Below are 5,397 nucleotides of genomic sequence, written 5' to 3'. Positions count from 1 at the left end.
GTCCCGGTCCCGCGCCCGTTCTCCCACACCGTTCCCGAGGGCGCCCCGGTATCCGCCCGATATCCCTTCCCGGAGGCCGAAAGCGGATCCTCCACAAGGGGCCCTATCGGCACCACGGGGTTTTTGCCATACAGTTCGGGCAGGGCCCGGCATGAATATGGCGGGGTGCCACGGGGCCGGCACCGTTATCAGTGGGAGCTCTTCATGCGTATCTCCGCGCACACGGTATGCACGGCGATCCGTGACGACATCATCGACGGAGTGCTGCCGCCGGGCGTCCGACTCGCGGAGGAGCAGCTGGCACACCGTTACGGGGTCTCCCGGGTGCCGGTGCGCGAGGCACTGCGCACCCTGGAATCGGAGGGCTTCGTGGTCTCCCGACGCCACGCGGGGGCCTGCGTGGCGCAGGTCGGCGAACGTGAGGCCGCCGACCTGCTGGACATCCGCGGCCTGCTGGAGCCCCTGGGCGCGGCCCGTGCCGCCCAGCGCCGCACCGAGGCCCACCTGAAGGTGCTGCGCGGACTGGTGCGCTTGGGGCGACAACGTGCCGGTCAGGGCCAGGAGGCCGACCTCCGTTCACTGGACGACTGGTTCCACGAGACGGTGGCCCGGGCCACCTGCAGTCCCGGCCTGACGTCGATGCTGGTGCAGCTGCGCCGCAAGGTCACCTGGCTCTACGCGGCGGAGCCGGTGTCACGGGCGGTGCCCCTGTGGCAGGAGCGGGGAGCGCTGGTGGACGCGATAGCCCGCGGGGACGCCGAGCGCGCGCGCGCCCTGACGGTGGCCCAACTCGAACGCTCCGCGCCGGTGCGCAGGCCCCCGCGCCAGGGCGCGGTGAGAACTCCGAAACCTGCCGTCAACACGGCGCGCGGGCGGATTTAACGAGGGTCGTATACACCTGGATTCACGGTGTCGGTTCACTGATTGATTCGTCGGTTGATCCGCCGGTTGATTCGTCGGTCGAATCGCCGCTGATTTCCCCTGCCCGTTTCGGTGACCCCCGCGCCGGTCGGGTCCGGGAATTCGTGCTCCGAATCGGCCGGGCGCCCTCGCCGACGCCCCATTCCCACCCCGGGGAAAACGACCCGTGTCGCGACTCCCGGACCACGGGACGAACATCTCCTCGCCCCGACCACACCGTCCCGGATGCCGGGGGCGAGGTCCGATCCGGTGGCCCGGTGGCCCGCGGAGGCGGTGCACGGGGAACGTCGGGGCCGACCCCTGCCGGCCCCGACATCGTGTGATCAGTCCGCGGTGGGGAGCTCCTCCAGCCCTTCGGAGACCAGTTTCGCCAGCCGACCCATCGTCTCCTCCGCGCCCTCGGCGTCGGAGGCCAGCACGACCTCCTCGCCCCCCTCGGCGCCCAGTCCCAGCACCGCCAGCATCGAGGCGGCGTTGACGGCCGGACCGTCACCCTTGGCGATGGTCACCGGGATCCCCGCACCGGTGACCGCCCGGACGAAGATCGAGGCGGGACGGGCGTGCAGGCCCTCCGGCCAGCCGACGGTGACACGGCGCTCGATGGTCATGGTTCAAGCCCTTCGGGTCGGGGACGCTGCCGGTCCGGGCCCCCCGTGGACCCGGTCCGCTTCCCGCGGAGCCCGCCCGTCGACGACGCCGTGCGTCCCCGGGGGCGATCCACGGGTCTCCAGCCTGCCCCGGGCGTCCGACACCGGCGCACCCGGGGCACCCGGAAGCGTCGGACTCCCCGGCCCCCGCGCGGCGTCGAGGCGATGGACCGAAGGTCCTTCGACGTGGCCCGGTACGTCCGCTGCCCGGGCCGCCCATCCGGCCGTAGGGTGGCAGCATGCCGCCGTCCGTCGCCCCCGGTCCGAGCCCCGACGCCGAGTCCGCGCCGCAGCCGTACCCGACCCATTGGGAAGCCGATGTGGTGCTCCGGGACGGGGGCACCGCCCACATCCGGCCCATCACCGAGGACGACGCGGGCCGTCTGGTGGACTTCTACGAGCGGGTCTCCGACGAGTCGAAGTACTACCGCTTCTTCGCCCCCTACCCCCGTCTCTCGGCCCGCGATGTGTACCGCTTCACCCACCACGATTACGTGGACCGGGTGGGTCTGGCCGCCACCGTCGGCGACGAGATCATCGCCACCGTGCGCTACGACCGGATCGACGCCGACGGACACCCCGCCTCCGCCCCCGCCGACCGTGCCGAGGTGGCCTTCCTGGTCGAGGACGCCCACCACGGCCGGGGCCTGGCCTCCGCGCTGTTGGAACACATCGCCGCCTGTGCCCGGGAGCGCGACATCCGGGGCTTCGTCGCCGAGGTGTTGCCCGCCAACAGCAAGATGATCAAGGTGTTCACCGACGCCGGATACTCCCAGCGCCGCAGCTTCGTGGACGGCTCGGTCCACCTGACGCTCGATCTGGAACCCACCGAGGCGTCCTTGAACGTCATGCGGGCGCGTGAGCAGCGAGCCGAGGGCCGGTCGGTGCGCCGGTTGCTCGCCCCCCGCTCGGTGGCCGTCATCGGGGCGGGCCGCCGCCCCGGCGGCGCGGGCCGCACCGTTCTGGAGCACCTGCTGCGCGCCGGCTTCACGGGACGCGTGTACGCCGTCAACAACGCGCTGCCCGCCGACGGCGGGGCGATGGAGATCGGCGGGGCGCCCGCCCACCGCTCGATCACCGACATCACCGAGCCCGTGGACCTCGCCGTCCTGGCCGTGCCCACCGGGGCGGTCCCCGCCGTGGTCGAGGAGTGCGGCGAGCACGGGGTCCAGGGGCTGGTGGTCATGGCCGGCGCCCCGGATCGGGTCCGCCAGCGCGAACTGGTCCACCACGCACGCTCCCTGGGCATGAGGATCATCGGTCCCAACGCCTTCGGCGTCTTCAACACCGCGCCGGACGTGCGGATGAACGCGAGCCTGGCCCCCTACCTCCCCCGCCGCGGTCCCATCGGTCTGTTCACCCAGTCCGCCGCGATCGGCATCGCCGCGCTGGAGGAACTCGAACGCCGCGGCGCCGGTCTGACCGGATTCGTCTCGGCGGGCAACCGGGCCGATGTCTCCGGCAACGACCTCCTGCAGTACTGGTACGACGACCCGGACACCCGGGTGGTGCTGATGTACCTGGAGTCCCTGGGCAACCCGCGCAAGTTCACCCGCCTGGTGCGCCGGGCCGCAGCCGCGGGGCGGCCGGTGATCGTCGTGCGGGGCGGTCGGCACAGCGGCGGCAGTGTCCCCACCGGCCACGCCGTGCCGGCACTGGGCCCCGGTCGCACCCCCGACACCACCGTCTCGGCGCTGCTGGGTCGGGCCGGTGTGATCGAGGCCGACACCGTCACGGAGATGGTGGACGCCGGTTCGCTGCTCGCCCGCGGCCCGCTGCCCGCCGGCCCCCGGGTCTCCGTGGTGGGCAACGCGGAGTCGCTGGGTCTGGTGGTGCACGACGCCTGTCGCGCCCAGGGCCTCATCCCGCGCCTGGCGCCGTCGCTGCCCGCCGACGCCGAACCCGCCGCGTACCGGCGGGCGGTTGCCGAGGCCCTCGCGGACCCGGCGACCGACGCCGTCGTGGTCACCGCGGTACCGGTGGTGGGGGAGCGGGAGCCGGGTTCGGGTGGGGTCGGTTCCGAGAGCTGGGGACACGCCCTCACCGAGGCCCTGCACGCCGCCCTGCGGGACGCGACCCCCGAGGACGGGGAACACCCGCGGGGTGACGAGGAACCCCCCGCCGGGACCGTCGGTACCAAACCCGTCGTCGTCGCCCACGTGGCGATCGAGGGGCTGGCCGAGGCCCTCAACGCCCGGGACATCCCCGCCTACCCCTCCGCCGAACGCGCCGTCCGCGCCCTGGCGCACGCCGATCGGCACGCCCGGTGGCGACGTGCCGCCGCCACCCCGGGGAAGGCGCCCCGGTACGAGGACGTGGACGAGGCCGCCGCCGGCGCGGTGCTCGCCGAGGCCCTCGGCGGGCGGGTCGCCGCCGCCACCGCCGGGGGCCCCGGATCGCCGGGGGCCGTCCGCAGCGTCGCCCTCACCGAGGAGGCCGCCCACCGGCTGCTGGCCGCCTACGGCATCCGTGTCCTGCCCGCGTTGCCCGCCCCCACCGAGGAGGCGGCCCTCGAGGCCGCCGAGCGCCTGGGCTACCCGGTGGCGTTGAAGACCACCGCCCCCCACCTGCGCCACCGCGCGGACCTCGGCGGGATCCGGCTCGGCCTCGGCTCCGGGGAGGATCTGCTGAGGGCCCGCGCCGAGATGATCGCCGACCTCGGCGGCCCGACCGAACTGCGCCAGGTGGTGCAGCCGATGGCCCCGCGCGGCGTGGACACCGTGGTGCGCGCGGTGGTCGATCCGGCCATCGGCGCCGTGCTCTCCTTCGGCCTGGCCGGCCCCGCCTCCGAACTCCTCGGTGATCTGGGTCACGCCCTGCTGCCCCTCACCGACCGGGCCGCCGCGGAGGTGATCCGTTCCATCCGGGCCGCTCCCATGCTCTTCGGCTGGCGCGGTGCCCAGCCCGTGGACACCGCCGCGCTGGAGGACGTCCTGCTGCGGCTCGGTCGCCTGGTGGACGACCACCCCGAGGTCTCCGCCGTGGACCTCGAACCCGTCGTGGTCTCCGCCCGGGGCGTGGCCGTGCTCTCCGCCTCCGTGCGGGTCGCGCCCGCCCCGCCGCGCAGCGACCTCGGCCCGCGCCGGCTCGCCTCCTGGTGAGTCGGCGAAAACTCCCCGGGCGGGCCCGGCACCGGGCCCGCTCGGGGGGCGTCGACGTCGGTACCTCCCCTTAGGATGGACGGCATGGCGAAGACCGGTACCACCACCCAGGGGCTGCGCGCGGCGATCGAGCGCAGCGGCTACTACCCGGCGCTCGTGGCGGACGCGGTCGAGTCGGCCGTGGGCAGGGAGCCGGTGGTCTCCTACCTGGTGCACCAGGAGACGACCTTCGACAGCAACGAGGTCCGTCGGCACGTCACCGTGCTGGTGCTGACCGCCACCCGTTTCGTCGTCAGCCACACCGACGAGCAGCCCGCCGACCCCGGCGCGCCCGATCCCTCCGGCCGGGGGTCCGGCTCGGCCCAGCCCGTCGCGCCGGCCCCCTACGCGACCACCTCCACCGAGTCGGTCCGGTTGGATCGCATCTCCTCGGTGGTGCTCAGCCGGGTCGTCGCCGACCCCGAGGCGTACACCCCCGGCACCCTGCCGCACGAGGTGGTCCTCACCATCGGCTGGGGCGCGGTCTCGCGCATCGACCTCGAGCCCGCCGGTTGCGGCGATCCCGGCTGCGAGGCCGATCACGGCTACACCGGCTCCACCACGGCCGATGACCTCTCGCTGCGCATCAGCGAGGCGGGGGACGGCCCGGAGACCGTCCGGCAGACCCTGGAGTTCGCCCGCGCCCTCTCCGAGGCCACCGCCCCGACCGGCCGGTGACCGGGGTGCCC

At 74.2% G+C, this 5,397-nt stretch carries 4 protein-coding genes; 3 read left to right on the top strand and 1 reads right to left on the bottom strand.

The window, feature by feature from the left end:
* Positions 1 to 204: 204 nt before the first annotated feature.
* Positions 205 to 882, top strand: coding sequence for a GntR family transcriptional regulator (locus FNQ90_RS11470; RefSeq protein WP_182606277.1), 678 nt, complete (start codon positions 205 to 207; stop codon positions 880 to 882).
* Positions 883 to 1,244: 362 nt separating this feature from the next.
* Here FNQ90_RS11470 and FNQ90_RS11465 read toward each other — a convergent pair whose 3' ends face one another.
* Positions 1,245 to 1,529, bottom strand: coding sequence for an HPr family phosphocarrier protein (locus tag FNQ90_RS11465; RefSeq protein WP_182606276.1), 285 nt, complete (start codon positions 1,527 to 1,529; stop codon positions 1,245 to 1,247).
* A 278-nt stretch (positions 1,530 to 1,807) separates the two neighbouring features.
* Here FNQ90_RS11465 and FNQ90_RS11460 point away from each other — a divergent pair, with 278 nt between their 5' ends.
* Positions 1,808 to 4,669, top strand: a complete 2,862-nt coding sequence (locus FNQ90_RS11460) for a bifunctional acetate--CoA ligase family protein/GNAT family N-acetyltransferase (protein ID WP_182606275.1) — start codon at positions 1,808 to 1,810, stop codon at positions 4,667 to 4,669.
* Positions 4,670 to 4,753: 84 nt separating this feature from the next.
* Positions 4,754 to 5,386 (top strand): DUF5998 family protein, encoded by a 633-nt coding sequence (locus FNQ90_RS11455; RefSeq protein ID WP_143617779.1) that lies wholly within the window; start codon positions 4,754 to 4,756, stop codon positions 5,384 to 5,386.
* Positions 5,387 to 5,397 lie beyond the last annotated feature (11 nt).

Source organism: Streptomyces alkaliphilus, assembly GCF_014141535.1.
GTDB lineage: Bacteria > Actinomycetota > Actinomycetes > Streptomycetales > Streptomycetaceae > Streptomyces > Streptomyces alkaliphilus.
The sequence above is the reverse complement of the archived record's forward strand: the minus strand, read 5'-3'. Positions and strand labels throughout refer to the sequence as shown.

Excerpts from the sequence above, each read along its gene's own strand:
- FNQ90_RS11470 (WP_182606277.1), top strand. The coding sequence starts at position 205 with ATGCGTATCTCCGCGCACACGGTATGCACGGCGATCCGTGACGACATC.
- FNQ90_RS11465 (WP_182606276.1), bottom strand. The coding sequence starts at position 1,529 with ATGACCATCGAGCGCCGTGTCACCGTCGGCTGGCCGGAGGGCCTGCAC.
- FNQ90_RS11460 (WP_182606275.1), top strand. The coding sequence starts at position 1,808 with ATGCCGCCGTCCGTCGCCCCCGGTCCGAGCCCCGACGCCGAGTCCGCG.
- FNQ90_RS11455 (WP_143617779.1), top strand. The coding sequence starts at position 4,754 with ATGGCGAAGACCGGTACCACCACCCAGGGGCTGCGCGCGGCGATCGAG.